At 61.9% G+C, this 24,940-nt stretch carries 37 protein-coding genes and 1 pseudogene; 21 read left to right on the top strand and 17 right to left on the bottom strand.

The window, feature by feature from the left end; genetic code table 11:
• Window positions 1–112 precede the first annotated feature (112 nt).
• Complete coding sequence (locus NKJ77_RS21930; RefSeq protein ID WP_023689856.1) at window positions 113–670, top strand: RNA polymerase sigma factor; 558 nt, start codon at window positions 113–115, stop codon at window positions 668–670.
• 145 nt (window positions 671–815) lie between these two features.
• Window positions 816–2,930, top strand: a complete 2,115-nt coding sequence (locus tag NKJ77_RS21925; RefSeq protein ID WP_023819043.1) for an EAL domain-containing protein — start codon at window positions 816–818, stop codon at window positions 2,928–2,930.
• Between the two features lie 37 nt (window positions 2,931–2,967).
• Here NKJ77_RS21925 and NKJ77_RS21920 read toward each other — a convergent pair whose 3' ends face one another.
• Both NKJ77_RS21920 and NKJ77_RS21915 read right to left on the bottom strand, forming a co-directional pair.
• The gene (locus NKJ77_RS21920) at window positions 2,968–3,468 is read right to left on the bottom strand and encodes a hypothetical protein (protein ID WP_023671434.1); all 501 of its coding nucleotides are present in this window, start codon (window positions 3,466–3,468) and stop codon (window positions 2,968–2,970) included.
• A gap of 106 nt (window positions 3,469–3,574) precedes the next feature.
• Window positions 3,575–3,805 (bottom strand): DUF6894 family protein, encoded by a 231-nt coding sequence (locus NKJ77_RS21915; RefSeq protein WP_023671435.1) that lies wholly within the window; start codon window positions 3,803–3,805, stop codon window positions 3,575–3,577.
• Between the two features lie 283 nt (window positions 3,806–4,088).
• Here NKJ77_RS21915 and NKJ77_RS21910 point away from each other — a divergent pair, with 283 nt between their 5' ends.
• Window positions 4,089–4,808, top strand: a complete 720-nt coding sequence (locus tag NKJ77_RS21910) for a Crp/Fnr family transcriptional regulator (RefSeq protein WP_023671436.1) — start codon at window positions 4,089–4,091, stop codon at window positions 4,806–4,808.
• A gap of 49 nt (window positions 4,809–4,857) precedes the next feature.
• Here NKJ77_RS21910 and NKJ77_RS21905 read toward each other — a convergent pair whose 3' ends face one another.
• The 4 genes from NKJ77_RS21905 to NKJ77_RS21890 form a co-directional block, all read right to left on the bottom strand.
• A complete protein-coding gene (locus NKJ77_RS21905; protein ID WP_023685943.1) occupies window positions 4,858–5,151 on the bottom strand; it encodes a DUF982 domain-containing protein in 294 nt (97 codons plus the stop codon).
• A 113-nt stretch (window positions 5,152–5,264) separates the two neighbouring features.
• Window positions 5,265–5,441, bottom strand: a complete 177-nt coding sequence (locus NKJ77_RS21900) for a hypothetical protein (protein ID WP_023671438.1) — start codon at window positions 5,439–5,441, stop codon at window positions 5,265–5,267.
• A 402-nt stretch (window positions 5,442–5,843) separates the two neighbouring features.
• Window positions 5,844–6,209, bottom strand: a complete 366-nt coding sequence (locus NKJ77_RS21895) for a VOC family protein (protein ID WP_023697758.1) — start codon at window positions 6,207–6,209, stop codon at window positions 5,844–5,846.
• Window positions 6,210–6,292: 83 nt separating this feature from the next.
• Window positions 6,293–6,850: an RBBP9/YdeN family alpha/beta hydrolase gene (locus NKJ77_RS21890; RefSeq protein ID WP_023697757.1), complete on the bottom strand. Its 558-nt coding sequence runs from the start codon at window positions 6,848–6,850 to the stop codon at window positions 6,293–6,295.
• Between the two features lie 84 nt (window positions 6,851–6,934).
• Here NKJ77_RS21890 and NKJ77_RS21885 point away from each other — a divergent pair, with 84 nt between their 5' ends.
• Both NKJ77_RS21885 and NKJ77_RS21880 read left to right on the top strand, forming a co-directional pair.
• Window positions 6,935–7,438 carry an Lrp/AsnC family transcriptional regulator gene (locus NKJ77_RS21885; protein WP_023671442.1) on the top strand — a complete coding sequence of 168 codons (504 nt, stop codon included), beginning with the start codon at window positions 6,935–6,937 and terminating at the stop codon, window positions 7,436–7,438.
• Between the two features lie 145 nt (window positions 7,439–7,583).
• Window positions 7,584–7,997, top strand: coding sequence for a DoxX family protein (locus NKJ77_RS21880; RefSeq protein WP_023693743.1), 414 nt, complete (start codon window positions 7,584–7,586; stop codon window positions 7,995–7,997).
• A 22-nt stretch (window positions 7,998–8,019) separates the two neighbouring features.
• Here NKJ77_RS21880 and NKJ77_RS21875 read toward each other — a convergent pair whose 3' ends face one another.
• From NKJ77_RS21875 to NKJ77_RS21850, 6 genes are all read right to left on the bottom strand, one after another.
• Window positions 8,020–8,325 carry a hypothetical protein gene (locus NKJ77_RS21875; RefSeq protein WP_023671444.1) on the bottom strand — a complete coding sequence of 102 codons (306 nt, stop codon included), beginning with the start codon at window positions 8,323–8,325 and terminating at the stop codon, window positions 8,020–8,022.
• A gap of 94 nt (window positions 8,326–8,419) precedes the next feature.
• Window positions 8,420–8,689, bottom strand: coding sequence for a hypothetical protein (locus NKJ77_RS21870; protein ID WP_352497259.1), 270 nt, complete (start codon window positions 8,687–8,689; stop codon window positions 8,420–8,422).
• Between the two features lie 128 nt (window positions 8,690–8,817).
• Entirely contained in the window at window positions 8,818–9,012 is a 195-nt protein-coding gene (locus tag NKJ77_RS21865) for a hypothetical protein (protein ID WP_023689866.1), read from the bottom strand.
• 42 nt (window positions 9,013–9,054) lie between these two features.
• Window positions 9,055–9,498, bottom strand: coding sequence for a Ros/MucR family transcriptional regulator (locus NKJ77_RS21860; RefSeq protein WP_023671447.1), 444 nt, complete (start codon window positions 9,496–9,498; stop codon window positions 9,055–9,057).
• A gap of 247 nt (window positions 9,499–9,745) precedes the next feature.
• Window positions 9,746–10,561 (bottom strand): class I SAM-dependent methyltransferase, encoded by an 816-nt coding sequence (locus NKJ77_RS21855; RefSeq protein WP_352535756.1) that lies wholly within the window; start codon window positions 10,559–10,561, stop codon window positions 9,746–9,748.
• Window positions 10,562–10,655: 94 nt separating this feature from the next.
• Window positions 10,656–11,213 (bottom strand): hypothetical protein, encoded by a 558-nt coding sequence (locus tag NKJ77_RS21850; protein WP_352535754.1) that lies wholly within the window; start codon window positions 11,211–11,213, stop codon window positions 10,656–10,658.
• Between NKJ77_RS21850 and NKJ77_RS21845 the strand changes: the two genes are divergently transcribed.
• Window positions 11,203–11,355: a hypothetical protein gene (locus NKJ77_RS21845; RefSeq protein WP_352535753.1), complete on the top strand. Its 153-nt coding sequence runs from the start codon at window positions 11,203–11,205 to the stop codon at window positions 11,353–11,355. The genes NKJ77_RS21850 and NKJ77_RS21845 overlap by 11 nt on opposite strands.
• A complete protein-coding gene (locus tag NKJ77_RS21840; RefSeq protein WP_352535763.1) occupies window positions 11,330–11,530 on the top strand; it encodes a hypothetical protein in 201 nt (66 codons plus the stop codon). The genes NKJ77_RS21845 and NKJ77_RS21840 overlap by 26 nt, the downstream gene beginning before the upstream one ends.
• On the opposite strand, the gene NKJ77_RS21835 is transcribed toward NKJ77_RS21840, so the two are convergent.
• Window positions 11,469–11,753, bottom strand: a complete 285-nt coding sequence (locus tag NKJ77_RS21835; protein WP_352535752.1) for a DUF3892 domain-containing protein — start codon at window positions 11,751–11,753, stop codon at window positions 11,469–11,471. The two genes, NKJ77_RS21840 and NKJ77_RS21835, sit on opposite strands and share 62 nt — an antisense overlap.
• A gap of 286 nt (window positions 11,754–12,039) precedes the next feature.
• Here NKJ77_RS21835 and NKJ77_RS21830 point away from each other — a divergent pair.
• From NKJ77_RS21830 to NKJ77_RS21815, 4 genes and pseudogenes are all read left to right on the top strand, one after another.
• A pseudogene (locus tag NKJ77_RS21830) lies at window positions 12,040–12,368 on the top strand (integrase core domain-containing protein); the annotation flags it as partial.
• A gap of 440 nt (window positions 12,369–12,808) precedes the next feature.
• The gene (locus tag NKJ77_RS21825) at window positions 12,809–13,234 is read left to right on the top strand and encodes a hypothetical protein (protein ID WP_352535751.1); all 426 of its coding nucleotides are present in this window, start codon (window positions 12,809–12,811) and stop codon (window positions 13,232–13,234) included.
• A complete protein-coding gene (locus tag NKJ77_RS21820) occupies window positions 13,227–13,613 on the top strand; it encodes a hypothetical protein (protein WP_352535750.1) in 387 nt (128 codons plus the stop codon). The genes NKJ77_RS21825 and NKJ77_RS21820 overlap by 8 nt, the downstream gene beginning before the upstream one ends.
• Window positions 13,513–14,250 carry a terminase large subunit domain-containing protein gene (locus tag NKJ77_RS21815; RefSeq protein ID WP_352535762.1) on the top strand — a complete coding sequence of 246 codons (738 nt, stop codon included), beginning with the start codon at window positions 13,513–13,515 and terminating at the stop codon, window positions 14,248–14,250. Before NKJ77_RS21820 ends, NKJ77_RS21815 begins: the two co-directional genes overlap by 101 nt.
• A gap of 334 nt (window positions 14,251–14,584) precedes the next feature.
• Here NKJ77_RS21815 and NKJ77_RS21810 read toward each other — a convergent pair whose 3' ends face one another.
• The gene (locus NKJ77_RS21810) at window positions 14,585–15,472 is read right to left on the bottom strand and encodes a HEAT repeat domain-containing protein (RefSeq protein WP_352535749.1); all 888 of its coding nucleotides are present in this window, start codon (window positions 15,470–15,472) and stop codon (window positions 14,585–14,587) included.
• A 372-nt stretch (window positions 15,473–15,844) separates the two neighbouring features.
• On the opposite strand from NKJ77_RS21810, the gene NKJ77_RS21805 reads away from it, so the two are divergent.
• Both NKJ77_RS21805 and NKJ77_RS21800 read left to right on the top strand, forming a co-directional pair.
• A complete protein-coding gene (locus NKJ77_RS21805) occupies window positions 15,845–16,156 on the top strand; it encodes a hypothetical protein (protein WP_155922511.1) in 312 nt (103 codons plus the stop codon).
• Window positions 16,157–16,397: 241 nt separating this feature from the next.
• Complete coding sequence (locus NKJ77_RS21800; RefSeq protein ID WP_352535748.1) at window positions 16,398–18,179, top strand: phage terminase large subunit family protein; 1,782 nt, start codon at window positions 16,398–16,400, stop codon at window positions 18,177–18,179.
• Here the strand turns inward: NKJ77_RS21800 and NKJ77_RS21795 are convergent.
• Complete coding sequence (locus NKJ77_RS21795) at window positions 18,176–18,499, bottom strand: LbetaH domain-containing protein (RefSeq protein WP_156937223.1); 324 nt, start codon at window positions 18,497–18,499, stop codon at window positions 18,176–18,178. The genes NKJ77_RS21800 and NKJ77_RS21795 overlap by 4 nt on opposite strands.
• Before the next feature lie 52 nt (window positions 18,500–18,551).
• Here NKJ77_RS21795 and NKJ77_RS21790 point away from each other — a divergent pair, with 52 nt between their 5' ends.
• The 6 genes from NKJ77_RS21790 to msrA all read left to right on the top strand — a co-directional run bounded on the left by NKJ77_RS21790 (window position 18,552) and on the right by msrA (window position 20,870).
• A complete protein-coding gene (locus NKJ77_RS21790) occupies window positions 18,552–19,007 on the top strand; it encodes a glycoside hydrolase family 108 protein (protein WP_502902124.1) in 456 nt (151 codons plus the stop codon).
• A gap of 2 nt (window positions 19,008–19,009) precedes the next feature.
• A complete protein-coding gene (locus NKJ77_RS21785) occupies window positions 19,010–19,444 on the top strand; it encodes a Pam3-gp28 family putative phage holin (RefSeq protein ID WP_352535747.1) in 435 nt (144 codons plus the stop codon).
• Between the two features lie 96 nt (window positions 19,445–19,540).
• Window positions 19,541–19,780 carry a hypothetical protein gene (locus NKJ77_RS21780; protein WP_023734290.1) on the top strand — a complete coding sequence of 80 codons (240 nt, stop codon included), beginning with the start codon at window positions 19,541–19,543 and terminating at the stop codon, window positions 19,778–19,780.
• Window positions 19,765–19,956, top strand: coding sequence for a hypothetical protein (locus tag NKJ77_RS21775; RefSeq protein ID WP_023671459.1), 192 nt, complete (start codon window positions 19,765–19,767; stop codon window positions 19,954–19,956). The genes NKJ77_RS21780 and NKJ77_RS21775 overlap by 16 nt, the downstream gene beginning before the upstream one ends.
• Before the next feature lie 3 nt (window positions 19,957–19,959).
• A complete protein-coding gene (locus NKJ77_RS21770; protein ID WP_023689880.1) occupies window positions 19,960–20,283 on the top strand; it encodes a hypothetical protein in 324 nt (107 codons plus the stop codon).
• A 68-nt stretch (window positions 20,284–20,351) separates the two neighbouring features.
• On the top strand, window positions 20,352–20,870 hold the full coding sequence (gene msrA / locus NKJ77_RS21765) for a peptide-methionine (S)-S-oxide reductase MsrA (protein WP_352535746.1): 519 nt from the start codon (window positions 20,352–20,354) through the stop codon (window positions 20,868–20,870).
• A gap of 269 nt (window positions 20,871–21,139) precedes the next feature.
• Here the strand turns inward: msrA and NKJ77_RS21760 are convergent, their stop codons facing one another.
• Complete coding sequence (locus tag NKJ77_RS21760) at window positions 21,140–21,733, bottom strand: glycosyltransferase family 25 protein (protein ID WP_198029717.1); 594 nt, start codon at window positions 21,731–21,733, stop codon at window positions 21,140–21,142.
• Window positions 21,734–22,222: 489 nt separating this feature from the next.
• On the opposite strand from NKJ77_RS21760, the gene NKJ77_RS21755 reads away from it, so the two are divergent.
• Both NKJ77_RS21755 and waaF read left to right on the top strand, forming a co-directional pair.
• Window positions 22,223–23,164: a glycosyltransferase gene (locus NKJ77_RS21755; RefSeq protein ID WP_023808296.1), complete on the top strand. Its 942-nt coding sequence runs from the start codon at window positions 22,223–22,225 to the stop codon at window positions 23,162–23,164.
• Window positions 23,161–24,183 carry a lipopolysaccharide heptosyltransferase II gene (gene waaF, locus NKJ77_RS21750; RefSeq protein ID WP_352535745.1) on the top strand — a complete coding sequence of 341 codons (1,023 nt, stop codon included), beginning with the start codon at window positions 23,161–23,163 and terminating at the stop codon, window positions 24,181–24,183. The genes NKJ77_RS21755 and waaF overlap by 4 nt, the downstream gene beginning before the upstream one ends.
• Before the next feature lie 83 nt (window positions 24,184–24,266).
• Here the strand turns inward: waaF and NKJ77_RS21745 are convergent, their stop codons facing one another.
• Window positions 24,267–24,461 (bottom strand): hypothetical protein, encoded by a 195-nt coding sequence (locus NKJ77_RS21745; RefSeq protein WP_023835341.1) that lies wholly within the window; start codon window positions 24,459–24,461, stop codon window positions 24,267–24,269.
• Window positions 24,462–24,940: the final 479 nt, after the last annotated feature.

Here is a 24,940-nt window from a genome sequence, read left to right as displayed (position 1 = left end):
GAGCCGACGACAGGCATGAACAGAGGAATTTTTTCAGATCAGCCAAAGCTGTCCTCACCCGGGGGCGCAGCGGTTTTGCGGCAACGGCATGCCGAAACGAAGACAAAAGGTCATGGACGAAAAGCAGAGAGCAATTCTCGACGAAATCCCGCGCCTGCGCCGCTATGCGCGCTCGCTGCTGCGCGACCGCGATTCCGCCGACGATCTCGTCCAGGACTGCCTGGAGCGGGCGCTGCTGCGGCTGGACAACTGGCAGACGGGAGAGAGCCCGCGAAAATGGCTGTTCACGATCATGCATCATCTGTTCATTGACCAGATGCGCAAGGTGAACCGGCGTGGCGAGGCCTCGATGCTGCCGCTGGAGGCCGGCGAGGTGCAGGCCTCTCCCGCCGACCAGCTGGAGAACGTCGCCGCGCGCGAGATCATCGACGCGCTGCAGGCGATCAGCCCGGACCGCCGTGCCCCGCTGACCATGGTCGCCATCGAAGGCTTCTCCTATGCCGAGGCCGCCGAGATGCTCGGCGTGCCGGCCGGCACGCTGATGTCGCGCATCGCGCGCGGCCGCGAGGAACTGCGCGGCCTGCTCGAGGACAATGCGCGCCGCCGCGCGATAAGGATCGTCGAGCCAGGCCCGGCCAGGGCGGTTCCAATCAGGGCGCCAATGGCATGACGAGCCCCAATCGCATGATGACGCCTTACGGCATGGTCCGGCACGATTGCAGGCCTTGTCCGCACTGTGGGCGCGGCGCACCCGGTAACGCTTTCTTCTCTGCTTGCGTGCATAGTGGCGGCGACGGAGTGAGCGAAACCAGGGCATGGCTGAAGAGAAAATACGCAACGGCGAATTCTGGGCGCTTGCGCTCGAACGCGCTCATCTCGGCGTATGGGACTGGGATATTTTGAGCGGCGACTGTTTCTATTCGCCGACCTGGTCGCACATGCTGGGTTATGAGGATGGCGAGCTTGCCAACAGCGACGACCTCTGGCTGAAGCTGACGCATCCCGACGACCGCCAGCGGGCGCTGGCCAGCGGAGAGCGGCACATTTCCGGCCTGACCGCCTCGATCGAGACCGAGCTACGCCTCAAGCACAAGGACGGCCACTGGATCTGGGTGCTGGACCGCGGCGGCATTGTCGAGCGTGACGAGACGGGCAGGCCGGTCAGGCTGATGGGCGTGCAGACCGACATCAGCCGGCAGAAAGAGGCGGAAGCCGAACTGGAGCGGGTCAATGTGCGCTTTCGCCTGGCGCTGGCGGCCAGCGGCACCGGCATCTGGCATCACGATATCGACGCCAACAAGAGCTATTGGGACGCCCGCACCAGGGAGATATTCGGCCTGGTCGCCGACACCGACGAGGTGGCTGCCGACCTTTGGCATTCCTATCTGCACCCCGACGACAAGGATGCCGCAGAGCGCGCCCATCTGGCGCCGCTTTCGACCGACGGCGTCGTCGCCGCGCAATACCGCATCGTCAGGCGCGACGGCGAAATCCGCCATGTCGAATCGCTGGTGCGCTTCATCGCGGCGCCCGAGACGGCGGGCCAGATTCTCGGCACCGTGCGCGACATCACCGAGGACAAGAAGCGCGAGCGGGAACTCGCCTACGCCGCTCACCACGATGCGCTGACCGGCCTGTTGAACCGTGCCGCCTTCGACCGGCTGCTGGCCGTGCATATCGCCACCGAGCGGGCTTTGCCGCTGGCGGTGTTCTATGTCGATCTCGACTACTTCAAGGCGCTCAACGACTTTGCCGGCCACGCCGCCGGCGACCTGGCGCTGAGGGGTGTCGCCGCCGGTATTCTGGGCTGCCTGCCGGCATCGGCGCGTGCCGCGCGCCTCGGCGGCGACGAGTTCGCGCTGCTGGTGCCCAATTGCCAATCGGCCAAGGCCGAGGCGCTGGCCGGCGCGATTCTTGCGGCGGTCCGTGACGCCGACCTCGGACTGCCGGCGACCTCGCGAAAACTCGCGGCCAGCATCGGCATCGCCTTCGTCGAGGACACCACCACCACAGTTGCCGATGCGTTGGCCTGCGCAGACGACGCCTGCTATGCCGCCAAGGCGGCCGGGCGCAATCGCTTCGCGGTGTTTTCGGCCGATGCGGCGTCGGGCTCCGGCGGCCTCAACGCGGCGCGTGTCGCCGCCGACACGGTCGACGCCATGGATGACGGGCGGCTGAAACTGTTCGGCCAGGAGATCCATCTTCTGGGCCAGCCTTGGAAGGAGAGCCGCCATGTCGAGGTGCTAGCGCGGCTTGCCGGGCGCAATGGCAAGCTGATCCCGCCCAGCGAATTCATTCCGGTCGCCGAGCGCTTCGGCATTGCCTCGCGGTTGGACCGCTGGATCATCAGGACAGCGCTTTCGCAGCATGGCGAGGCGATGCGGTCAGGCGCCATCATGCTCGGCTTCAATCTGTCGGCGCAGACGCTGAGCGATCCGCTGCTGTGGGATTTCGTCGACGCCGTCATCGCCGAGACCGGGGCGCCGCATTCCGGCATCGGTTTCGAGATCACCGAGACCGCGGCCGTCACCAATTTCGACGCCGCCGAGCAGTTCGTGCGCAAGGCGCGCGAGCGGCAATGCCGTGTCAGCCTCGACGATTTCGGCGCCGGCATGAGCTCGTTCGAATATTTGCGGCGCTTTCCGGTCGATCAAATCAAGATCGACGGCTCGTTCATCGAGAATATCGCGGAAAGCCGTTTCGACCGCGAGATCGTCTCGGCCATAGCGGGCATCGCCAAAAGTCTCGGCTGCGCGGTGGTGGCCGAAAAGATCGAGCAGCAGGAAGCGCTCGACATTCTGCGCGGAATGGGCGTGGCCTATGGCCAGGGTTTTCTGCTGCACCGGCCGGAGCCGCTCGAGGCGATCGTCGCGCGGGCCGGCGAACAGTCACCATCCAGCGGACAGTCACCGGAAAAGCGCTTCGGCTGACGGCTTCTCATCGCCCGAGCTGGCGCGACTTGTCCGGCTAACCGGCGTCGGCCTTCTCCTGCTTTCGCTGCGCCGCCTCCTTCTTGCGGCGCAACACCTCGTCGGTGCCGACAAGGTCCTTCGAGCCGCCGGAAATGGCGGTCGAGAGGACGGCGGGCGGATCGCTGGCCGGAAAACTGTCTTCGAGGCCTGATTGCAACTGCTCCTCGAGCGTCTGCGGGTTCTCGGAGCGGCCTTCGGCGCGGCGCTCGCCAACGGCTTCGACATCGCTCTTGGTGTCGGGGTGAGCGCGGGCTTCCGATATCGTCGACACCACCAGCTCGATGGCGAACTCTTTCATCGCCTCGGCTTGCGGCCCATCGACATCAGAGTCTTCGATCAGGCGGATGAGCGACTTTTCCAGGGCGCCCAGTTCCTTGACGCCCTGACACCGCGCCAGACGCTTGGTGAGCGAACCGATCAGCGCCGGGGCAAAGGTCGAATAGGCAAGCCTGCGTGTGTCGTCGACCTGCTCGGGATGAAGCTTTTGCAAGGACATAGATGCCTCCAGTCAATCAGCCGTGCAGCTTCTGCCGCTGGCCCCTCCTTAGGAAACAGAGGGGAGGGCAAGAGGTTCCATACAGTCCTCGACAGGGTCGACGAGTTCAACTCCACAGCGACGCCATGGTCAGCGACGCTTCGAATATCTGCTCCCTGTTCTCGTTCAGCATCTTGACGGTGATCCGCCGGTGGTCGCCCTCCGGTATCTCGTCGCGCGCCACATCGTGCAATATGCGCAGCGCTTCGGCTCCCGCACGCTCCCGGCTGGGAAAAAGCTGCCCCTCTTCATCAATCTGGGTCTCGGCGTTGTACAAGTCGAAGTAGAACCGTTCCATGTGTGCAAGGATCCCTGCGTGAGAACGCTAAGGCGCATCGCGGTTGAAGGACGCAGGCGACGCGCTTCAGGTCTGTGTTTTTATGCATGTCGTTGTCTCAAAAGCGGGGCCATTTTTGAGCGACATGGATTAAATCCCAACCCGCACCCATGGTTCCATGCGACTGTGCCCTGAGCAGATTTCCTGCCAGGAGCCGTCGCCGTGCCGGCCGATTGCAACCGCACCCGATCTCCGGCGTTTGGCTAGGCCACGAATGTCCACGAAATCTCGAACTGGATCCTCGATGCTAGAACCGCTTTATCTCAACCTTGGCCAGCATGACGCTTTGTCCGAGCAGGAAAAGGGGCTGCTGGCCGCCGCCATGACCATCGAGATGGATTTTGCCACCGGTCAGGACATCGTTTCAGAGGGATCGAGGCCAGGCTACAGCACGCTCATCATCGAGGGTCTGGCGGCGCGCTACAAGGTGCTGGAGGATGGCGGCCGCCAGTTCACCTCGTTGCAGGTGCCAGGCGATTTTGTCGATTTGCACGCCTTCCTGCTCAAGACAATGGACCATGGCATTATAGCTTTGTCGCCATGCCGGGTGATCGCCGCCGACCACAGTCGGCTAAGGACGATCACCGAACAGGCGCCTCATCTCAGCCGCTTGCTTTGGCTGGACACGCTCGTCGATGGCGCCATCCATCGGGAATGGATCGTGGCCATGGGCCGGCGGTCCAAGACTTCGCATCTGGCGCATCTTGTGTGCGAGCTGTTCGTGCGGCTCCAGGTCGTCAAGCAGACCAACGGCATGAGTTTCCGGCTTCCCCTGTCGCAGGCGGAACTGGCCGATGTGCTTGGGCTTTCGGTCGTCCACATGAACCGGGTCATCGGCGCGCTGCGCAAGATCGGTGTGATCGGCTGGGCAAATTACATGGTGACCATTCTGGACTGGCAGCAGCTGGTGGAAATCGCCGAGTTCGACCCAACTTATCTCAGCATGAACCGCGAGCCGAGATAGGCTATCCGGCGTTCGCCATGACATCGCAGGCAATCCGTCAGCCGGTCTTTCAACGATGCCCATCCAGCGACGCCAATTCGTCGAGCATGGCAAGGGCGGCACTTGGCTTCGCCGGCTTCAGCAAGCCCTGTTGGGCGGCGGCATTCTGGAAAGCGGCAAAGGCGATGTCCGGGCGGCAAATGCCGTTCAACGCGTCATCCACCAGCCTGTCGGCCGCCTTGTAGGCCGCCGTCTGCTTGTTCTTCCATGTTCCGCCTAGCGCCCTCCTGGCGTCGGCGATCGACGACACCGTCATCGCGCTGCCGTCCACGAATCTGATCGTCAGGGGCAGAAAACGGCTCATGCGCTCACCATCCAAACCATTCGCGCCTCGCCCGGATCGATCTCATCACTTGCCTCCTTGAAAACGGGATCGCCATAAACGAGGAAATCACAAACTGGTTGCAGCCCGGCGAGCTACATGTTGCTTGCCGGCCAGATCGGCCGATGCGGACGATAAGGCGGCCGCGGCGCCGGCTTCAACGGGATGTCGGCGAGCGAGTTGCGGATCGGCCTGAACAGTATCGGCGAAGACGCGGCGCGGCGGTGCAATACCGCGGCTGACAATTTGGCAATCAGATTTCGAACGTCCATGGGACACCTCGAGCGCGTTGAGAGTCCCCCCATCGCGATCACCTACCACCTCACGCCCAGCATCCGCATTTAACTTTGATATAGGCCGGACGAATACGCGCCGCGCGCAATGTCTGCCGCCGAGATTCTGCCGATCCTCGGCGGCGGCTATTGAGGGCGGTGCCAGGCTGGCGGTCACGCATCCCAGCAGCGACGTCGCGGACGCTGCTGCAACCGGATGAATTTTCGTGCATTCTTGTGCATGGCCACAATGCTTCGAACCGACACGCCGGCAAAATGCTGCTCCTATTGCGGTTCGCGAGAGCATGACTACGAGGATTGTCCGAAGCGTAAAGCAGAGGCGGAGCGGCAGTGGGAAGGCCAGGCAAAGCCCGGCGCCGAATCCGAGGCGACGGCCGAAGTCTAGCTGGGCTCGAACAGCTCGATCACGTTGCCGGACGGGTCTTCACAAAGAATCTGTCGCCCGCCCGGACCTTCGACGATCTGGTTGCGGAACCGCACGCCGGCCTCGACCATCTTAGTCACGATTGACGGCAATTGCTCGACCTCGAGCACGAAGCGGTTCCATCCGCCCGGCTCGGGTGTCCGGCCGTCCGGCATCGGCCTGGCTGCCGACGCCAAGGGACCGGCGAGCCAGAGCGAGAGGTCGCCGCGCGTCAGGATGGCCATCGCCGGACCGAATTGCTGCTTCAGCGCGAAGCCCAGATAGCTCGTATAAAACGCGATGGACAGATCGACATCGCGGACCAGATATCGGACGGACACCATTCGCAGGCTCCCTCACAAACGCCCCTCCCGAGAGATAGCTGGCGGGACAAGTCGGGGCAAGCCCGCGCGCACGCTTCGGGCGCCTACGGTGCGATTGCGTGGTCGGCCTGTCTGTCTCTCACGAAGGCCGTCAGCAGCTCCATTCCCGCCGGCCAGTCGCCCAGCCCGCTATTGCTGTTGATGTGACCAAGCGGCCCGGCGATGTGCAGTTCGCTGCCCCATTGTGTGGCTTTCTCACCGGCATAGCCGTTCGGATCATAGGGATCGTCGGTGCTGGCCACGATCAGCGAGGGGAAGCGAAGCGGCCCGCGCGGCGTATCGGCGAAGGGAATTCCGTAAGCGGGATAGACCGGCGAGGCCGGGTCGGGAACCGCAACCAGAAACGCCCCGCCGATCCGACGGCTCGACACCGCCTGCCAATGCGCGACCAGCAGGCAGCTGAGACTGTGGGCGACGAGCACCGGCGGGGTCTGTGCCTGTGACACCGCGACGTCCAGCGCCGCCACCCAGTCGTCGAAATCCGGCAGCTCCCAGCTTGCCGGGCTGAAGCGGCGCATCGCCGGGTCGGCCTGTTGCCAGCGTGTCTGCCAGTGGGCCTCGCCCGATCCGCCGCTGCCCGGCAGAATGATGAAGTCGGTCATGGAAAATCCTGTTTCTTCGCCGCAGATGATGTCCCAATCCTAGGGCTTCTCCTTGTTCGCGGAATGAGAGATCATCGGAAAGCGATGAAGAATTCCGATGGATTGAAGGTGTTCATGGCAAACGGCGATTACCGGCCACGGCTCGACCCCACCGACATGGCAATCATCGAGATCATGCAGGAGGATGGCCGCATCGGCATTTCCGAACTCGGCCGCCGCGTCGGCCTGTCCCAGCCCGCGACGTCGGAGCGGGTGAAGCGGCTGGAGGAGCGCGGCATCATCGCCGGCTACCGGGCCGCGATCGATCCCACCGCCCTCGGTCTCGGCACCATGGCCATGATCCGCCTGCGCACCACGCATGAGCACATCCAGACCTGCCTGAAGAAATTCGCGGCCATGCCGGAAGTGGTCGAGGTGCTGCGGGTGACCGGCGAGGATTGTTTTCTGGTCAAGGTGGTCGTGCCGTCGCCGCCCGACCTCGAAAGCATCGTCGATGCCATCGGGCGCTACGGCGCGGTGACGACCAATGTGGTGCTGCGCGCCGAGCCGCCGAAACGGTTGGGGCGGGAGCTGATGGCGAAGCTCTGAGCGGCCACGCGCGGCAAGAGGATTGCAAGCGCCTCCTTTTGCGAGGTCCGGCTTTGCCGCGAAAGAATTTCGCGGGCTGGTGTAGGATCGGCGGCGTGGCGCCCGTCCTTGGGGCGAAACCCGTTGCAAACCTTTGGAGCACATCATGGAAGCCGTTCAATCGCCGTGGCAGACCGCGGCCATTCTCATCGCCCGCCTGACCCTGGCCGCCATGTTCGCGATGGGGGCAGCGTTCAAGTTCATGGATATGAACATGACCGCCGGCTACATCGCCGCCGCCGGCTTCCCGTTCCCGCTGTTTCTGGCCTGGTGCGCCGCGATCCTCGAAACGCTGCTGGTGATCGCCTTGCTGACCGGAGCGTTCTTCACGCCGGCCGCCGTGGTCGCCGCCGTCTACGTGGTCTTCCTAGGCTTTGCCTTCCACGGTCCGTCGCACTGGGCCGGCAATCAGGCCGAGTTCGGCGCCTTCATGTCCCATTTCCCGTTCGCCGCCGGCCTGCTGTTTGCCGCCGTGCATGGACCGGGCAGCGTGCTTGCCTCGAAACTTGGCCGAGGGTGAGGCCCCGCGTCGGCAGACCGCCTCACATCTGGTCGTTGTAGGGTTCCTTCATCTGGCCGACCATGCGGGCCAGTTTCGAGAAGGACGGCATGTCCGCCTCCGGCTGGCATTGATTGGCCAGTTCCAGCAGTCTGATCGGAAAGTTGACGGCGTCGCGGTTGGACTCCGACATGCCGTCGGACCGCTCCTCGCCGGTTTCGATGGCCTCGGCCTTGCGCAGCGCGATGTCGATATCCTCGACCGTGAGCAGGCCCTTGCGCACCAGCACCTGATTGATCGAAGCGACGGCCATCAGCAGGCCTTCGAGTTGCAGATTGGCGACGTTCATTGCTGTTGCTCCCATTTGGCTCACGCTCAACGCATGAGCCGCTGTTACGATCCGGACGGGGATGCAAGCGATAGGCGTCGGCCGATGGCCTGCGCTACTCTTCCATCCAGCGGCGGCCATATTCGGCCCACAGCGCCTTGACCTCCCGGCTGCCGAGGCGCGGGGCCGAGCCGTCGCCATAGGCGATCAAAACGCAGCTGATGTCGTAATGGGGATGGGCGTCGATGACGAAGCGGATCGCCTCGCCGAGCGGCCTTCTGCCGATGACCGGATCGGCCTGGCCTTGGCCGACGCTGCGAACGCCCGAAACAGTGGCTGGCGCTTGCCGCATCCTGAACACGGATGCCATGGCTGGTTTGTCCATCCCGCTCTCCCCCGAGTTGGAGTTCCATAAGAGCCAGCTAATGACCAGTCGGTCGATGCCTGTAGAAGGCTGCGTCTTGTGATCCGCCGCAAGTGCCGGCGATATGCTGCAGCCGGTTGAAGGACTGTTCAGGCCAGCGGATCCGCCGCCGGCGGCCTGGCGGGGAGGCCGAGCCTTGTCCGCTCGCCGTCGGCAAACTCCTCGGCCGCTTCCTGGGCCATGAACAGATGCTGGGTCACCGTGCCATTCTCGGCAACCAGCACCGCCCATTGGCGGCGGTCGACACGTTCCACGCGAACGTCATTGGGCTCTCCGGCCACCACGATCGTCCTCCAGCAGGCGTACGGCACGGAGGGGGCGTGCCTTTACGCCTTGGTCTTACTCTTGGCCGGCGCCTTGGCGGCCGGCGCCTCGGGTGTCCTGATGCCGAGCCCGAACTCCTTTGCCAGCTCCGAGCGCTTGGCGGCGTAGCTGGGCGCCGTCATCGGATAGTCGCCGGGCAGGTCCCATTTGGCGCGATAGGCTTCCGGCGTCATGCCATGGGCGGAGCCGAGATGACGCCGCAGCGACCTGAACTTCTTGCCATCCTCGAGGCAGTAAATGAAATTCGGCGTTACCGAGCGCTTGCGGTTGACCGCAGGCTCAGGCGCAGGTTGCGGCGGAGCAACGGGATTGTCCACGGCCGCGAGCGCTGCATTGACGCTCTCGATCAACGCCGGCAGGCTATCCGGAGGCACTGAATTGTTGCGCACGAATGCCGCGACGATGTCGGCGGTCAGATTTATATTTCGGATTTTGTCCTCAGACATGGCTTCTTTTGCCCCCTTGATGCCAAAGGGCAAATTATCAGACAACATCCGCCGACGGCATGGCACTTTAGAACATATGCATATGACTTGACGCCGGATGTGGTAGCGCTAACATCGCCGAGTCTCCGATCGACACCGATGTAGGAATTCTTTCCTGGCATATCTTGATCGGTGAGGGCAGCTATGCTATGATTTGCCCATGGTGCTGATTTGCGCCGCCGACCCGCCGCCGAGGCGGGTTTTTGTTTCATGCCGGCTTGGAAACAATAACGGCCAGTGACGCGAGTTTTCCCTCGCTCAGGCTGCTTATGTAGTTTTTTCGCCGCTGCACAAACTCGGCGCCGAGCACGATCTCATTGGCCTGCTGCTGGGCGGGCGAGGGCACGATGCCGGAATTTGCCCGTTTCAACGCCAGCTCGACGTGATCGCCGGTTTCGTCGATGACATCGTCGACCCGGAATCCGGCTGAAGCAAACAGAGCCTTCAGGGTCTCGCCGTCGACAAGATGGCTGGCCGCCGACGACACCGCCCAAGGCAAGGGATAGTAAGGCTCGCCGTCCGCCAGCACCGCCTCGGTCCAGACAAGCCTGGCCTTCGGCTTCAGCACGCGCCACGCTTGCCCGATGACCGCCGCCTTGTCGGCGATATTCATGCCGACATAGAAGCAGATTGCCGCGTCGAATGTGTCGTCTGCAAAAGGCAGCCTTGTCGCATCGGCCTCATAGAAACGCACTTTGTCGCCGAGGCCGCAGAGCTCGGTCAATCGGCGGGATGCCTCGACGAACGCCTGCGTCAGGTCGACGCCGTCGACGCTGCACCCATAGGTCTCGGCAAGGAACCGGGCCGGGCCGCCAATGCCGCTGCCGATGTCCAGAACCCGATCGCCAGCGGAGGGCGCAAGACGCGCGGCATGCTCCTGCGTGGCGATCAGCTCGCGGCCATGAAGCTGATCGAACGGATAGAGTTGTTTGGCTGCGAGGCTGCCGGCCTTTGCGTCCGGCACAGCCGACAAGATGCGCTCGACAATGCCGCCGCTGCCATAGTGACTGGTCACATCGCTCATTGTGCGCTCTCCGACGAGACGCAGCATCCCATCGAAGCGGCCCTCGCGCAATGCTGGCGGCGGCAAGGACGAGGCTTTGACTGGAAGGCAGGAATTAACTCGCAGGATCATCGCTTGGGAGGGGAGTTCCAACTTGGCCAGCGAATTTGCTGATGAACTCCTCGATCTGTTCCTGCGTCATGAGGCCGAAGGCTCTTCGCCCAAAGAGGGAGAGGGTGAGCATTAGGCTCGCGCACTCCACGGCGGCGGCATAAATGTCATCAATTGAGAATTGTCGTTCTTCCAGTTTTAGCGGCTCTGCTCGGCTATAGCGCCGCAGCATGGTTGTTGCCGCATCGGATTCCGCCCAACCGCTGTGTAATGCCCAGTGCCGAATTTCGGCGAGTCTCGTCGCGGTGTCTAAAAGACCCTCCATTCCCTCAGAGAAGCCGACGAGCGCCGGGTGTGCAGCGAAGGCCTTACGGATGTAGGTCCGTTTTCTGTTGAAAGCCTGGGGCGGCTCAAGCTCACCGCGTACCCCGCCATACTGAGTGTGGATTTGCCTGACTATGCCGTCTAGCGTCGTTTCGACTGCAGCCCAGTTTTGTGCTAAATAGCCGATATGCATAAACCAGCGCCTATCGTCTTCCGGGAATGTGTCCATGTCCGTCATTGATCAAAAGTCCGACGAGAAACGGTTCAACGAGACCGTACAGCGGATGCTGAAGACGCCGCCAAAGCCAAAACAGAACAAGCCAGCCGAAGAAAAACCCAAGGGCGGAAAGCGCGATGAGCTTCATTCAAAGAGAGATTGATCGCATCCGGCTCGATCTTGTAGCGAATCCAGATCAGAGGGAACTTTATGCCGCCCATCAGGCGCTCGAATGGGCACTGGAGCCGAACGGCATAAAGTCACCTTACGCCATGCTTAAGGGCATTCAGGAAGGCTTAGGAGATTGTTCGGCTCCTTCCCATCCCTTTCCGTCTTGAGATATTTGTTGCCGTACGGGCTAACGGCGACCACAACGTCAACTTGGGTAAGAATGGTCTTACCGACGTGAAACGCCCATTCGCTTCGTTCGATTTTCCCAATAGCGTCATCAAGGGTAAGCTTCCACTGCTTACCCTGAAAGCCGCCCACGTGAGTGATTGCGTGGTATGGGTCAAGACGAGGGTTTTTGTTGATGCATGAGATTTCAGCAGACTGCGTCATGGTAAAAGTTCCTGTGTGTGGCCACAGGACGGCTTGACGTAATCACCGGTAGGTTTAGTTTGGCAAATGTCATGTGCCTAGCCCGTCCTGTGGCTCGGTTGCATCAACGGCGGTGACTGCGAATCACCGCCGTTTTCAACTCTAAGGCTAAATCAACCGTGGAGTCCCCCGTTTCAGGGTTCCCCACATGGTTATTTGTTCCCTTTTCGTTTCCTGATTTGAATGAGACGGCGAGCCTTCTGCTTAGGCGAGACCGGCTTCACCAATCCGCCGATACGTAAGGCGCGTCGCGATAGCCCGCGTCATGACCGACAACGGCTCCTGCTACACATCGAAGGTCTTCGCAAAGGCCTGCCGCGATCTCGGCCTCAAGCACATGTCAGGACAAGACCCTATACGCCCAAGACCAATGGCAAGGCCGAGCGCTTCATCCAGACGGCGCTGCGCGACTGGGCATATGCCATCGCCTATCCGACGTCAGATCACCGCACCGCCGAACTGCCTGTCTGGCTGCATAGATACAATTGGCATCGCCCACACGGCAGCCTAAAGTCCAAGCCACCCATCAGTCGCCTCGACCTAACCCTGGACAACCTGTTGAGGCTCCACAGCTAGTCGGGCTCCGTTGACCCTTTCTCGTGCTTTGTCATATATATATTTAGGAATTCTTTCTTATTTGCATTGACGGGTGAGGGCAGCTTTGCTATGATTTGCCCATGGTGCTGATTTGCGCCACCGACCCGCCGCCCGGCGGGTTTTGTGTTTTTGGGCCGTCTCGGGACAGCGCCCCCCTCTGTCCTGCCGGACGTTCGTCGTTCGGAAAGCCAAGCAATTGGCTTTCCGTCCGCTGCGCGGACCACTCCTCAACCCCCACACGGGGGGAGATCGGACTGCCGCTTTGCTTTCGCCAATCGTCAGCGCTGCAAATTGGTCGCGACCCTGGAGCTGCCAATCTCCCCCTTGAGGGTCCCTTGAGGGGGAGATGTCCGGCAGGACAGAGGGGGGCGTGAAGGAACGCTATCCTCGGTTCATTCTGCCTTATCCGCGAGGCCCCCATGTCCAACCGCTATGCCACCATCATCACCGACGATGACGGCCGCGAGGTCGTCAGCGCCATTGGCGTGTTCGAGGGCGCTGCCCCGCAGGCGCGCATCGGCCGTATCGAGCCGGTCGTGCCGGGCGTGCTGATCGGCATGGTTCGCGGTGGTCCTGTCGATGCCATCGGCGGCTTCGGCTTTCCGCGCGGCGCGCACGACGCAAGGGCGATCGCCAGGGCAAGCCTGAAAGCCGCGTCTGCCGGAAAGCGCCACGCGCCGGCCGCTGATGCAGCCCGCAAGGCCGCCCCAAAACGGTCAGGGCCAAAATCGGCACGGCGCAAGTCCGGCAAGATCAAGTCCGGCAAGATCAAGCGGGCAAGGCCGGCAAAGCAGGCGAAGCAGGCAGCGACTGCCGAGCCCGCCGGGATCTCGGATCATGGCTGACCGGACGGCGCCGCGTGCGCGCCCTGACCGCAAGGCGCCTGCCGCCGCTGCCAAGCCGAAGCGGACGAAGAAGACGCTTGGCGATGATTTCCTCGACGCGGTTCGCGCCGATTTCAGCGCCCATGGCGCCGGCGTGATTGCCGCGGTCCGGGCCGACAAGCCCGACCAGTATCTGAAGATCGTGCAATCGGTGCTACCCAAGGATCTGGCCAAGGATTTGCATGTTTCATCTGACAATCTGGAAGCCCTGAGCGATGACGAGATCCGCCGCCGCATCCGTGGCCTCGAAGCCGTCCTCGGGCCGTTTGGCGACCAGCCTGAAGACGCGCCGCCACTATCTGGCGCTGCTGCAGGAGCTGGACCGCAGGCGCAGGACTAACCAGCTTGCCGCCTACCGGCCTTATCCCAGGCAGGCGCAGTTTCACGCCGCCGGCGCGCAGAACCGGGAACGTCTGTTCATGGCCGGCAACCAGTTGGGCAAGACCAGGGCCGGCGGCGCCGAATGGGCCATGCATCTCACCGGCCGCTATCCCGCGTGGTGGCAGGGCAAGACCTTCGACGCCGCCGTCAGGCTATGGGCTGCCGGCGTGACCGGCGAGGGCACGCGAGACAACCCGCAGCGCGTGCTGGTCGGCCCGCCGCAGCAGCAGGCGGCATGGGGCACCGGCATGATCCCCGCCGATGCCATCCGCCAGACCACGATGGGCCGCGGCGCGCCGGGCGCGCTCGACAGCATCGTGGTGCGCTGGGGCGGCGGCGGCGACGTGCAGGCCGACGAATCGGTGCTGTCGTTCAAGAGCTATGAGAAGGGCCGCGAAAAGTGGCAGGGCGAAACCCTGCACGGCGTCTGGTTCGACGAGGAGCCGCCGCTCGATATCTATTCCGAAGGCCTGACCCGCACCAACGCCACCGGCGGCATCACCATCGTGACGTTCACGCCGCTGCTGGGCATGAGCGATGTGGTGCTAAGGTTTTTGTCGGCGCAGGAGGCTCTTCCTTCTCCCCCTGTGGGGTGAGCAGTTGGTTCGCGAAGCGAATTCGTCGTGCCAGTGGCACGACGAAAGGCCGGCGAACGCCGGGACGCTGCGGAGCAGCGGGACCCGGCAGGGATGGATCGGCCACCACCCGGCCCTTCGCAGGCACACGGCGTTCGAAGCTCGAAAAGCCAAGCAATTGGCTTTTCGTCCGCTACGCGGACCGCTTCTCACCCCACAAGGGGAGAAGGTAAGAACCGCCACGCCCGACGCAAATATCGTGCGCGGACAACATCATACGACCATTACTTTGAATCAGTTCGGCAGGCTCTACGTCCTGTCACGTCGCTATCTTGACCTCGAGATCAGCGGTGCCTCAGGCGATTGCCGGCAATGATGATTGCCATACGGCGTGGTGCGATATCTGGTTGTGCTCGATGCAATCCGTTGCCAGTTTGCTGATTTCAGGATCGGCGGACGCCTGCGCCCATTCGACGAACGCGTCAACAACGACCAACCTCGCCCGGCTGGCCAGCCCCAGGCCGTAACGGCGCACTACCGGCTCTGAATGGTCGAGCATCGCACGGATCATGCCTGATGCATCATCTCGCCATTGCCCGGAGATATCGGCGATCGCCGAAAACGGCGTTTGCGGCCTGAGCAACGCGGCGTGCTGACGCGCAAGCTTTAACTGCCAGTCTTTTGCAAAGCGCACAAATTTGACGGCTCCCATGCGTACACCATCGTGATAATCATCAAGGGCAAACAACGCCTGCGCGAGATGCTGACCATCGTTCCGCGTACTGCATCGCAAGATAGACTCCACGGCGTCGAAGCGCGTGCGCGGGTTGCTGTCCCCAAGCAGCGCGGCCAGCTCACCCACCATCGAACTTATGTTCTGGTTTTGAAAGGTGGCAATAAACGCACCCGCCACTCGCGTCTCAGCATTGGCAGATGTCAGCAGGAGACGAAGGCTTTCCAACGGCACCGTCTTGCCGAGCTCGCCGAGAAGGTCGTTGGCAAGCGCGCCATCGTCATCATGCGGGGACGACAGCAGCCGCTCCAGCATCTCCTGACCTGTCATGGCATTTGTCGATTTGCCGAGTGGCAGCAGGATCTTACCGCCTTCGCTGAAAAAAAGATGAGCAACCTCGCTGTCCTCGGCGGACAGGCGCATCGCCTCGAATAGATCTGTCATGGCAAAGAGTGGCTGTCCCACCCGCGTAGAGTACAGGCCGCGCAGAATGCACCAGCCCAGACGCATCGATGTCGCCGATGCACGGCAAGACCTACCGCATAAAGCGATAAAGGAAAAGATGAGAGCGAAGCTTTCCCGTTTCGGCGCGTTGCGGAATCGCGAACCGCGACTAGACTGGTGGCCAGGTTGTCGAGGAACCAAGTCCATGAACAGGCGGCAGGTATTGACAGGCGGTTTGTCTTCGCTTGTCGTGTCGCCGGCGGGTGGTGCTGAGGTATCAAAGCCCCAGGTGCCCAAATGGCGACCCTCGTTTTCACAACCCATCGATCGCATCGAGGAACGGTTCGGCTATTACTTCGACAGAGGCCGTGACTTTGCCATCCTTGAAACGGCACCTGCGTGCTGACGGAAGCCGGCCTGTCCGATGAGGCGGCAGCCATGGCCGCCATCCAGACGCTTGCCATGATTTACAACTATCACCCGGACATGAAGCCGTCTGACATGGATGATGGCAACGTGCTGGTCAGCTACAATCATCCAGCCTTCAATGTCGTGCTTTCCGACGTTGCGAATGCGCATTGGCAAGAGATCGAGGCCCGCCACCAGGATGGGCTGGCTACGGGCGAGGTGCTGATCACGCCGCTGGGGCAGAATGTGTTCGATGAGCTCGGCAAAAAGGCGCTGCTTGGCAGGTGCTACATGTTCATGGATGCGCAGGCGCCAAAGGTGATCCGCATCAAACCCAGTTGATAAGTCGAATCAGGGGTATTTGGTGCCGGCAAGTTGCCTGGCACGACCTTCGGCGGTTGACGATTTGCGCGTTAATGGGCCGCACAATATTTTCTCTCGACCGGTATACTGATATATATAGAGCATACAGGATTGATTGGGAGTGTCGGGGACGCAGACCTCGCGTTTGAACCCTGTTCCTGGATCGGTACGGGTTCTGCAGATTTTTTTACTAGTATCGTAAGGAACATTCGCCTGGCTGGTGCATGCCGATGCACTGGCGGCAATGCCGACAACGATTGCAATCCGAATCATGTGTTCCCCCAAGTCTTGGGTCAGCTTCGCATTGATGAGCGCTGGTATCAATGGCCACACTCTATTGGAGCATGCTTGCATGACCCGTCACGTCACCTTCATGACCATAGACGACGTCGAACACTATTCGCCGGACGAGCGTGCCGCGATCATCGCCGCCTATCCCGAACATGAGCGCGAAGCGAGGGCCAAGGGCATTCCGGTGCTGGGCTCCGGCCGCATCTTTCCGATTGCCGAGGAGCTGATTGCCTGCGAGCCGTTCCGGCTGCCGCGCTACTGGCCGCGGATCGGCGCCCTCGATTTCGGCTGGGACCATCCGTCGGCCGCGGTCGAGCTGGCCTGGGATACGGAGGCCGATGTCGTCTATATCTCCAAGGCGGCGCGGGCCTCGCAGCAGACGCCGGCCATGCAGGTACTGGCCCTGAAGCCGTGGGGCGAGTGGCTGCCCTGGGCCTGGCCGCGCGACGGCCGCCGCGAGACGCTGGAAGGGGCGGGCACCGCACTTGCCAGACAATATTCCGCGCATGGGCTGAACATGCTGTCGGGCCACGCCCGCTTCGCCGACGGCTCGGTCTCGGTCGAGGCCGGGCTGATGGAGATGCTCGACCGCATGCAGTCCGGCCGCTTCAAGGTGTTCTCGTCGCTGCTGCCCTGGTTCGAGGAATTTCGGCTTTACCATCGCAAGGACGGCAAGGTGGTGAAACTGCGCGACGATTTGATGGCCGCGACGCGCTACCGCAAACTGACGCTCGCCTATGTCAGTGGCGCCGGCACTTTGCCGACGACGGCCAACGGCATCTGGCTGATGTTCGACCGGGCCGGCGACAGAGGCGCCGACGGGACGGGAGTAGGAGATTTTTTGGGGCCTGCGTCTTCGGCAACCGACAATATTGTCACTTTCGCGGGCACGACGGGCAAGGTGGGGAAGGATAGTGGGATCGCGGTGTCCAGCCTGGCGCCGAAGGCCAGCCCGACATTTACCGGGACGCCAACGGGGCCGACCGCAGCGCCTGGAACGAATACCACGCAATTGGCTACAACGGGGTTCGTCAAGGCTGGGTTTGATCTGAAACTTGATAGCCGACCCAACCTCGGTGTCGTCGCGCAGACGATCACCGATTGGAACAACGCCCTGGACAATGGCTGGTATATGGCCTCGGCGGCGGCTAATGCGCCAGACGGCGTAAATTGGTTCCTGGGGTTTGTGGAAGCGCACGGAAGCACTGGCTACCGGACGCAGACGGTGCATGATTTCGTCAACGACACTACGGCGGCAGACCAAAAGCTATGGCGGCGCAGGCAGGCTGGCGGTGCCTGGGGAGGATGGATCAAGCTGCAATGGTCGCAGGCCGAACAGGATGCACGCTATGTCCAGTCGTCCACGGCGTTGCTTCAGAAGTTTTATGAAAGCCCGCAACAGACCATCACATCCGGCGGGTCGCTGACGTTGGCTCATGGGCTGGGGGTGAAGCCGAAAAATTACCTTGCATTCTTACAGTGCACCACTGCTGAGGGTGGCTATTCTATTGGAGACGAAGAACCTGTCTCGATTGGATCGCACGAAGCAAGCACCAATCGAGGCCTAAGTGTCGTTCCCGATACTACAAATATGGTCGTTAGATTTGGGTCGCAGGCTTCTAGTGCCGTTCAGGTTACACGCAAAGACACTGGTGGATTTCTAAATATTACCAATGCAAGCTGGCGGCTTGTCATTAGGGCATGGGCCTAACATAAATTCGAGTGAATCTTCAAAAGAAAGATCAAAAGGCCGCTCTCTCTTTCCGAGATATGGCGTCTGCCCAATCCACCACCGAATCTCAATAAGCCTCGGCTATTTTCGTCGTCGAAGCGCTTCTTGATCACCTTTGCCGGAATTCTTCCTAACACTGCATACGGAGGTGCATCTTCGATCACCATCGCAGCGGCGACGACGGCAATGGTGCCGTCGCTCGATTCGCCGTTCCGATCTCCTTTCCGGCCGACGCCACCAAATACCGCCCCGCCAAGGTCTCCAGCGACGTTGTCTCGGTGATCGACGCCTAACCGCAAGCAGCTTCGCAAATCGACAACCTGCCTTTCGCGGGCAGAAAGGAAAACCCCAATGGACCGCAACTTCGCGCGGGCGCTTGCGCTCGTCCTCAAATCCGAAGGTGGCTGGTCCGACAATCCGGCCGATCCCGGCGGCGCAACCATGAAGGGCGTGACGCTGGCCAATTTCCGCCGCTACGTGAAGGCGGATGCGACGAAGGACGACCTTCGCCACATCACGGATGCTCAGGTGGCGACGGTCTATCGCCGCTTCTATTGGGATGCCGCTGCGGGCGTCGAGCTTCCCGGCGGTGTCGACTATGCCGTCTTCGACTTCGCCGTGAACAGTGGGCCGGGCAGGGCGGCTAAATATCTGCAGGCGGCAGTTGGCACCGCACAGGACGGCAGGATCGGCCCGGCCACGCTCAAAGCTGTCGGCGCCAGGCCACCGGGCGCAGTCATCGACGATCTTTGCGATGCCCGTCTGGCATTCCTGCGGCGGCTGCCGACCTGGCCGGATTTCGGCTAGGGTTGGAGCGATCGCATCCGGTCGGTCCGTTCCCAGGCGCTGTTGATGTCGGCACTACAGCCCGCTCCGGCACCTTTGCCGGGCTCTCCGACCCAGCCATCAGCGCTCTCACCGAAGCCCGGCAGTGCGATGCCGCCGGTGTCTACCGGCGGGCGCGTCAGCCCCGTCGAACGCCTGCCGTTCTGGCGTGCGCTGCTTCAAATCCTGAAATCGATTTTCGCAAGGAGTTCGACATGATCGCCGTCTTCATCCGCATCGGCTTGCGTTACGGCGCCGGTGTTCTGGTCGCGCGTGGCCTGCTCGGCGCCAACGACGCGGCGGCATTTTCTTCCGACCCCGACATTCAAGCTGGTCTGGAGATCGCCGCCGGTCTCGCCATCGCCTCGGTCACCGAGACCTGGCACTGGCTGGCCCGCAAATCCGGCTGGGAGCACTGACATGGAAGGGTTTCAACAACTGCTCATCGCCTATCTCGAAGCCGCGAAACCCTATGCTATCGGCTTTGCCGCCGGGCTTGTCGCCGGGTGGCTGCTGTGAGCGCGCTCCTCGCCGTCCTGCTTGGCAACAAAGCGCTGCTGGGCTTCCTGGCATCGGTCATCGCCGCCCTTTGCTGGGGCGTTCACCAGCGGCTGGCCGGCGCCAGGGCCGAGCGCAGCAAACTGGCGGCCGCTGAGGCCGCGGCGCGCGCGGTCGCCGAGCAGGTGCAGAACGACGTCGGCGCACTGCCGGCGGACGCTGTTCGAAAGGAGCTGAAATCATGGGCAAGGGACTGATGCTTGCGCTGCTTGTGGCGCTTGCCGGGTGCACGACTGCTTCGGGCGGCTTCTGCGCGATTTCGAGCCCGCTGCGCCTGTCGGCCGAAGCCGTCGACGTCCTGTCGGACGCCGAGGCGAGAGCGCTCCTGGCGCACAACCGCAAGGGACAAAAGCTCTGCGGATGGAGGCCTTAGCCGATGCACGACCTCTTCGACATGCTCGGCATCAAGGGGCCGGTCGTCGCCGCCGGGCTAGCCGGCGGCGTGCTGCGAGCACTGTCGCGCCATCGCTACAAGCTGCGCGAGATGATTGCCTCGCCGATCTGCGGGGCGCTGGCGGCTGCGTATCTGACGCTGCCTGCCGTCGCCTGGTTCAGGGCAACCGGCATGCCTATCCCCGATCCGGCCGACGATACCACGACGCTCGCCGCCGCCTTTTTGATCGGCGTCTCGGCCATGTGGATTTCCGACATCGTCTTCGAGGTCATCGTGCGGCGGTTCGGCTCGGCCGGCAACGAGTGATTCACTTGAGATGCTGGAAGAAGCCAGCGACAATGCCTACCTAAGGAGCAATCCAATGGAGGTATGATATGGCGACGTCCACCCAACGTGCAGTCCTTGCCGGCGGCTGTTTCTGGGGCATGCAGGATTTGATCCGGCGCTATCCCGGCGTGATCTCTACCCGCGTCGGCTATAGCGGTGGCGATGTGCCCAACGCCACGTATCGCAACCACGGCAGCCATGCCGAAGCCATCGAGATCGTTTTCGATCCGGCCAGGATCAGCTTTCGCACATTGCTCGAATCCTTTTTCCAGATCCACGATCCGACCACCAGGAACCGCCAGGGCAACGATGTCGGAATGAGCTATCGCTCTGCGATCTTCTACACCAGCGACGAGCAGAAGCGCGTCGCCGAAGACACCATCGCCGATGTCGATGCCTCTGGACTGTGGCCGGGCAAGGTCGTCACCGAGCTTGCGCCGGCGGGCGATTTCTGGGAGGCGGAGCCAGAGCATCAGGACTATCTCGAGAAATACCCCAACGGCTATACCTGCCACTTTGTCAGGCCGGGCTGGAAGCTTCCGGTCCGCGAAAAGGCTGTTTCGTAACGCAGCCGCTATCGTCTGCTTATCTGGCGGTCGAACTATTCTTCCGCGCGATCGGTATGCCGGCCGCCTCGTAGAGGTGGCCGTGCTCGGGCTGCACATAGACGAACGCGCCGTGGACGGTTTGCCGTCGACCTCAGAGCCTGAGAACGCGACGGCCTCGATCTTCTTTGTTCCGGTCAGGCTCTGGTTTCGAAGATAGGCGAAGGTTCGCACCGCTTCTCCAACAATTCGATCGAGAAACGGTTTTGGCCGCCTCCCGGGCCGTCGCACTAGGCTTGGAAAGCGCTCTCGTCCGAAACAAAATGGTGCTGTGCGCAAAGCGCCGGCATGATCTGATAGATTCGGTTGAGCGAGCAGGTCATGAATCCTGGGTGGAAAAGAACGAAGTCGACCTCTCCTCTCAGATGCATGGTCCCGCGCAGCAATCTTTGCGCTGCCGATCTGGAGAGGACATAGCCTGCGGCGCCCGCGTGCAGGCCATAAAGTCTGGCAAGCGAAAACCCATCATCGAGAGCGACTTCCTTGCGTCCGACCCTTACTTTGGCAAAATGCGTTTCCAGCTTGATCACATCGGCATCGCGTGGCACCCATCGATCGGAAGCAAGCAGCGAGCCGGCGCCAGCGCCGAAAACGACGTCGTCTTCGAAAACCGCGCCATATTGATCCGCGCCGTCCGCAACGATCTCCCAACACGAGCGGTGGCTCAGGAAACAGCAAACCTCAGCAGCGCTCAGCGGGCTTTTGGCGACAGAGCAGCAATCGGGGCAATCAATGGCGGAGACACGCTCAAATGGTACTCCGATCCGGCCGAACTCGGACGCGACATGCGCCAGCCGATCGCGAGAACGATCAAGATTGATCACCAGACACCTCATCAGCGCCCCCTTTGTCCGGTGATCAGTGAATATCACGTTCCCGTGATTGCACAAAATTTGCTTACGTGCGGGGCAGTAGGTAGCGGGCGTACGTGCCGCCGGTTGATTTTGGAGGTTGGGTGGACATTGACTGCATCCCCGGCGAGGCGCGAGGCTTAACCGTGCGCGGGTAGACGAGTCGAGTCGCCCTAGAAGCCGAAGAATTGCCGGCCGATCATGTATCCAAGCGCGACGACCACAAGGGGAAACAGGGCGGGCGCCAGCCGACCAAGAGCGGAGGTCTTTGGCTGTTGCCTGGAGATGGTCGTGGGCGCATTGCCGAGATTCTTGGTCATCCGGTATAGTAGCAAGCGCTGATTAACGATTCCGTAACCCGATCGAGGCCGCCGCGGCTTTTTGCGTTTCTGGCGCGACCTTGACAATGCCCAGCCCGTGACGCAACTGGGCCGTCTTTGAGAGCATTGTGAGGCAAGGTCAATGCGGGTGACGCTCGTTTTGAAGGGCGTAATACCCTGCCGAGGTTACGGTGGGATTCAGCGTCAGGTCGAATGGCTGGCCACGGAGATGGTTCGTCTCGGACACGAAGTCGTGGTGATCGCTGGCCCTGGCTCCAGCCACCCGCTCTTCGAAGTCCGGCACGCTTCGACCGATGCCGAATGCCGGGCAGCCATTCCGCGCGACACGCAAATCGTCCACACCCATAGTTGGCCCGTCGAGGTGCCATTTCCAACGCTGAATACGCAGCGCGGCTTTATGCCGGACCAGCCCATGCCAGTTGCGAACTGGAGCTTTATCAGCGCCAATCATGCCCGCCAGCATGGGCGCGAGACATTCGTCTACAATGGCTTTCCGGTGGACGCCTATCGTTTGTCGGCTGCAAAGGGCGACCGCCTGCTATTTCTCGCCGGCATTGCACGATCAAGCAAAGGCCTCAACCGCGCCGTCGATCTCGCCAAAAAATTCGATTTCGGTCTCGATATCGCCGGTGGCTCGCGTTGGAAACTGCTGGGCCGAAGTCAGACCCGCCGCGAAGGGTTGTTTTTCAAGAGCCTTGGCAGGCGATACCGTTTCCACGGAATCGTTGACGGCGAGCCGAAGCTTCGCCTTCTCGGCGAAGCGCGAGCCTTCCTCAACCCCATCGCCTGGGAGGAGCCGTTCGGCAACGCACCGGTCGAAGCCATGTTGTGCGGCACTCCGGTGCTGACGACGACGCGAGGCGCATTGCCCGAGACGGTCGATGCCGACAGCGGGCGCTTCTTTGAGACCGATGAAGAATTTGCGGCCGCTTTCGAGGCCGTCGCCGACCTTACGCCTCAGCAATGCCGCGAATCGGCCGCGACGAGATTTCCCATCCAAAAAGCGGCGCGCGGCTATCTGGATCTCTATGCCCGCATCCTTGACGGCGAAGCGCTTCCTTGACGACCGGCGATCCAATCCTCTTCGTCGGCTTCCCCGCGGTCGGCGACTTCGTCCGTTGCCATTCCGCCATCCAGATCATTGCCGCGCGATTTCCTGATCGCCCCATAGATGTCGTCACCTCGCCCGTTGCAGCGCCGCTGGCGCGCCTGATGCCGCATGTCAGGAAGGGCTGGGCGCTTGCCAAGCGTCATCAGCGCCCCGGTTTTGGCGAGCGCAGCCGCCTGGTTGGCGAGTTGCGCAAGGAAAATTACCGTACGGCCTATCTGATGACCAGCAGCACCAAGGCGGCGCTGATGGCGTTCATGGCCGGAATAGAGGAGCGCATCGGCTATCCGCAGGAGTTGCAATTCGGCCTCCTCAATCGCTTCCCCGCCGGCTGGTTGGCCCATCTATGGGCCTTCGGACCCCGCAAGACGCGGCTGTTCGAGGAGGTCTGCTCGATTGCCTCGCTTGGCGAAAAGCCGGCTGCGGGCGCAGAGTGGCCGGCGCCCCGGCTTGTGGTCGATCCGGCCGAACTGGACGAATGGCGCCAGCACAAGAAGATCGATGCCGACCGACCGGCACTGGCGCTCTATACTGCCGACATTGAGAATTTCCGCTCATGGCCCGTCGAGCGCTTCATTTCGATCGCCAGAGACCATCATAATCGCGGCTGGGCAATCTGGATTGTAGGCGGACCGCGCGAGCACGCCGGTGCCGCAAAAATCCGCGCCGCCATTCCTGAGGCAATCGACTTCACCTCGACCCCGTCGATTGCTGACGCGATGTGCCAAATCGCTGCGTCGACCATGTTCCTCGGGGTTGATGGCGGGATTTCCCACGCCGCCGCTGCCCTGAACGTCCCATGCGCGCTCATCTACGGGCTGAATCGCCCCTATGTGCATGGGCCTGTAAACAACCATGTTCGCTTTATCGAACCGCCGCTTTCGACGCCCAGCTGGGTCAAGGACACGCGCGGCGTCAGCGAAACTCGGGTGAGGGAGGTTCTGGCTGACCTCTCAGCCGGTATTGCCAACTGACCGGTGGCCTCGCCGGCCCCAAGCGTCTGATCAAACGCTCCGTGGGGGCAACCATAGCCCCGTTTCGGGTTTACCCCTTGACACTACCCCTTGGCCCTGCGGTTTTCGGGCTCGTGATTGCCGACCCAATGTGCACGGATGCGGTCGCTGGCTTCAAGGTAGGCCATGTCGATGAGGTAGGTCAGAAGCTTCTGGCCGTCGGCTTCGGCTTTCTGCCGAAGCTCCCGCAGTATCCCTTGCGCGAACTGCAGGTTCTCCATTTTGCTCGGCTGGTCCATTGGTGCCCCCCAACGTCTGCGTATGAACTTTGCGCTGGCTATGCTGCATGAAGATTGCCGTGAAGTGGATATTGCACGTGCGGACCGCGATCCTGCGAAGGCGCTGGCTGCATGAAAGCCGCCCCATCCGGCTTCAAGATTCGCTACACTATGTGACGGAAAGAAAATAAACAAAGCGTTCTTTTGTACAAGACAGGAAGATTCCTTCAGTTCACACCACGAGATACTTGGACAGCATAGTTGACGTAACGATATTGCGTGGTCTTAAGCTCTCGTTTCCAAACAAAACGTCGCATCGTTGCAACCACAAGACGAATTCCAGCTGACCGGGGCCGCTCCGTAGTCAATCGCCGGTTACAAACGGCATGGGTCTCAGCCCAGGGCTTTGGCCAACCCATCGTTCCACGGCAGCGCAGGCCGGATGATCTACCGCCCGCCTTGGATTGACGCCAAGCGGGCTTTTTGCGTTTGGCTTCTGC

This window comes from Mesorhizobium sp. M0052 (assembly GCF_040323255.1).
Lineage (GTDB): Bacteria > Pseudomonadota > Alphaproteobacteria > Rhizobiales > Rhizobiaceae > Mesorhizobium.
Note: the sequence above shows the minus strand (reverse complement) of the source record. Positions and strands in the feature narration are given on the sequence as shown.

What these genes read in the sequence shown, in the direction of transcription:
- NKJ77_RS21930 (WP_023689856.1), top strand. Translation starts at nt 113, where the DNA reads ATGGACGAAAAGCAGAGAGCAATTCTCGACGAAATCCCGCGCCTGCGC.
- NKJ77_RS21925 (WP_023819043.1), top strand. Translation starts at nt 816, where the DNA reads ATGGCTGAAGAGAAAATACGCAACGGCGAATTCTGGGCGCTTGCGCTC.
- NKJ77_RS21920 (WP_023671434.1), bottom strand. Translation starts at nt 3,468, where the DNA reads ATGTCCTTGCAAAAGCTTCATCCCGAGCAGGTCGACGACACACGCAGG.
- NKJ77_RS21915 (WP_023671435.1), bottom strand. Translation starts at nt 3,805, where the DNA reads ATGGAACGGTTCTACTTCGACTTGTACAACGCCGAGACCCAGATTGAT.
- NKJ77_RS21910 (WP_023671436.1), top strand. Translation starts at nt 4,089, where the DNA reads ATGCTAGAACCGCTTTATCTCAACCTTGGCCAGCATGACGCTTTGTCC.
- NKJ77_RS21905 (WP_023685943.1), bottom strand. Translation starts at nt 5,151, where the DNA reads ATGAGCCGTTTTCTGCCCCTGACGATCAGATTCGTGGACGGCAGCGCG.
- NKJ77_RS21900 (WP_023671438.1), bottom strand. Translation starts at nt 5,441, where the DNA reads ATGGACGTTCGAAATCTGATTGCCAAATTGTCAGCCGCGGTATTGCAC.
- NKJ77_RS21895 (WP_023697758.1), bottom strand. Translation starts at nt 6,209, where the DNA reads ATGGTGTCCGTCCGATATCTGGTCCGCGATGTCGATCTGTCCATCGCG.
- NKJ77_RS21890 (WP_023697757.1), bottom strand. Translation starts at nt 6,850, where the DNA reads ATGACCGACTTCATCATTCTGCCGGGCAGCGGCGGATCGGGCGAGGCC.
- NKJ77_RS21885 (WP_023671442.1), top strand. Translation starts at nt 6,935, where the DNA reads ATGAAGAATTCCGATGGATTGAAGGTGTTCATGGCAAACGGCGATTAC.
- NKJ77_RS21880 (WP_023693743.1), top strand. Translation starts at nt 7,584, where the DNA reads ATGGAAGCCGTTCAATCGCCGTGGCAGACCGCGGCCATTCTCATCGCC.
- NKJ77_RS21875 (WP_023671444.1), bottom strand. Translation starts at nt 8,325, where the DNA reads ATGAACGTCGCCAATCTGCAACTCGAAGGCCTGCTGATGGCCGTCGCT.
- NKJ77_RS21870 (WP_352497259.1), bottom strand. Translation starts at nt 8,689, where the DNA reads ATGGACAAACCAGCCATGGCATCCGTGTTCAGGATGCGGCAAGCGCCA.
- NKJ77_RS21860 (WP_023671447.1), bottom strand. Translation starts at nt 9,498, where the DNA reads ATGTCTGAGGACAAAATCCGAAATATAAATCTGACCGCCGACATCGTC.
- NKJ77_RS21855 (WP_352535756.1), bottom strand. Translation starts at nt 10,561, where the DNA reads ATGAGCGATGTGACCAGTCACTATGGCAGCGGCGGCATTGTCGAGCGC.
- NKJ77_RS21845 (WP_352535753.1), top strand. Translation starts at nt 11,203, where the DNA reads ATGTCCGTCATTGATCAAAAGTCCGACGAGAAACGGTTCAACGAGACC.
- NKJ77_RS21850 (WP_352535754.1), bottom strand. Translation starts at nt 11,213, where the DNA reads ATGACGGACATGGACACATTCCCGGAAGACGATAGGCGCTGGTTTATG.
- NKJ77_RS21840 (WP_352535763.1), top strand. Translation starts at nt 11,330, where the DNA reads ATGAGCTTCATTCAAAGAGAGATTGATCGCATCCGGCTCGATCTTGTA.
- NKJ77_RS21835 (WP_352535752.1), bottom strand. Translation starts at nt 11,753, where the DNA reads ATGACGCAGTCTGCTGAAATCTCATGCATCAACAAAAACCCTCGTCTT.
- NKJ77_RS21825 (WP_352535751.1), top strand. Translation starts at nt 12,809, where the DNA reads ATGTCCAACCGCTATGCCACCATCATCACCGACGATGACGGCCGCGAG.
- NKJ77_RS21820 (WP_352535750.1), top strand. Translation starts at nt 13,227, where the DNA reads ATGGCTGACCGGACGGCGCCGCGTGCGCGCCCTGACCGCAAGGCGCCT.
- NKJ77_RS21810 (WP_352535749.1), bottom strand. Translation starts at nt 15,472, where the DNA reads ATGCGTCTGGGCTGGTGCATTCTGCGCGGCCTGTACTCTACGCGGGTG.
- NKJ77_RS21805 (WP_155922511.1), top strand. Translation starts at nt 15,845, where the DNA reads ATGGCCGCCATCCAGACGCTTGCCATGATTTACAACTATCACCCGGAC.
- NKJ77_RS21790 (WP_502902124.1), top strand. Translation starts at nt 18,552, where the DNA reads ATGGACCGCAACTTCGCGCGGGCGCTTGCGCTCGTCCTCAAATCCGAA.
- NKJ77_RS21775 (WP_023671459.1), top strand. Translation starts at nt 19,765, where the DNA reads ATGGGCAAGGGACTGATGCTTGCGCTGCTTGTGGCGCTTGCCGGGTGC.
- NKJ77_RS21770 (WP_023689880.1), top strand. Translation starts at nt 19,960, where the DNA reads ATGCACGACCTCTTCGACATGCTCGGCATCAAGGGGCCGGTCGTCGCC.
- msrA (WP_352535746.1), top strand. Translation starts at nt 20,352, where the DNA reads ATGGCGACGTCCACCCAACGTGCAGTCCTTGCCGGCGGCTGTTTCTGG.
- NKJ77_RS21755 (WP_023808296.1), top strand. Translation starts at nt 22,223, where the DNA reads ATGCGGGTGACGCTCGTTTTGAAGGGCGTAATACCCTGCCGAGGTTAC.
- NKJ77_RS21745 (WP_023835341.1), bottom strand. Translation starts at nt 24,461, where the DNA reads ATGGACCAGCCGAGCAAAATGGAGAACCTGCAGTTCGCGCAAGGGATA.